Below are 1,330 nucleotides of genomic sequence, written 5' to 3'. Positions count from 1 at the left end.
TAACCGAAAAGGTTTTTCCTTCCCCATCTTCGTACGAAAAGCGAACATCAGCGTAAGTGGAATCGATACGCATGAGCTGATCTTTGACCCGTTTGCGCCCTTCGATAGCAAAGTGGAGTATTGCCCTGGATTTCTTCTTTGGTCGCCTCGCCTTCGGGGAAGAGTATTTTCATCAGCCCTGAAAAAGTCTTGTGGATGCCATCGCTATCCCGGGTGGATATATCCGAAGACAGCGTGAAATGCTCCTGATACCGGTCTGAAAAATCATGGTTGCGTAAGGAACGAAGGATCTCTGCCAGATAATCCACCACGAATCCATATCCGTTGGAGAACATCTCTCCCCGGATAATGTCCACTTCCCATCCCGGGAGGTAGAAATGCACACGATCAAGAAATGCCGAATCGTGATACTGCTCCGGCAGATCATCAAACAGATCCGCATGTTTAAGCATGTAAGGGACGGTATGCTGCGTATTTCCCACAAAAGCCATGGACACTTCCGCCCCCAGGGTCTCGATGCCCCGCGAGAAGGACTTGTTGGCCATGTAGTTCTTCATGATATCGACCAGCGCCTTGTCCGCTCGCTTCTTCTTGCCGGCAAATTCATCAAAGGCCACCACATCCCAATAACCCACCAGTCCAATCTTTCCTGTCGAGTTGTTGACAAACAGCTTGGCAACGGTGACTTCTCCACCAGACACCAGGATCCCGTGAGGTGAGAATTCCGAATAGATATGAGACTTGCCGGTCCCCTTTGGACCCAGCTCTATGATGTTGTAGTTACGCCCGCAAAAAGGCACCAGACGCAACAGCTGGAACAACTTGCTTCGCTTGCCAAACAATTCGGGATTGAACCCGATACTCTGTATCAGCAGATCGATCCACTCATCGGTTGTGAACTGCCGTCTTGCTTCAATATAGCTGTCAAAATCGAAATGAGATAACTGGATAGGTTTGAGTGTGGCGAGAATCCAGGGCGTAGTCGTCTTGTCTTCATTGAAATCGTATTCCACATCCGCAATACACCAAACCCCACCCACCAACAGCTTTGGATGGGCTTTGACGGTGGTGGAGTCCACCAGCACTTTCTTGATGCCCAGGTTGGAAAAGGTGGCCTCATAGGCATCGGTCTTTTCGTTCAGATCCACGCTTATCTTGTCGATAACCTTGTGCCGCCCCTTCTCCTTGATCGTCGAACGTATCAGGCCCGCCTCGTTTCGATGCACATAGTGTTTACGCAGAATCTCCCGAACCGTTTCAATCCCTGACTGGATGGAGTCTTCATCGTTGGTGGCACAATACTGGCCCAACAGGTATTCCAGCACATAGG

1 protein-coding gene is annotated in these 1,330 nt (G+C 50.1%); it reads right to left on the bottom strand.

Annotated elements, in window-relative coordinates; all coding sequences use genetic code 11:
- Positions 1–47: 47 nt before the first annotated feature.
- The coding region (brxL, locus tag ACOCD2_RS20210) for a BREX system Lon protease-like protein BrxL (protein WP_419594697.1) at positions 48–1,330 on the bottom strand (1,283 nt) is incomplete at its 5' end.

This window comes from Thiolapillus sp., from assembly GCF_048562965.1.
Taxonomy (GTDB): domain Bacteria; phylum Pseudomonadota; class Gammaproteobacteria; order Chromatiales; family Chromatiaceae; genus Thiolapillus; species Thiolapillus brandeum_A.
Note: the sequence above shows the minus strand (reverse complement) of the source record. Positions and strands in the feature narration are given on the sequence as shown.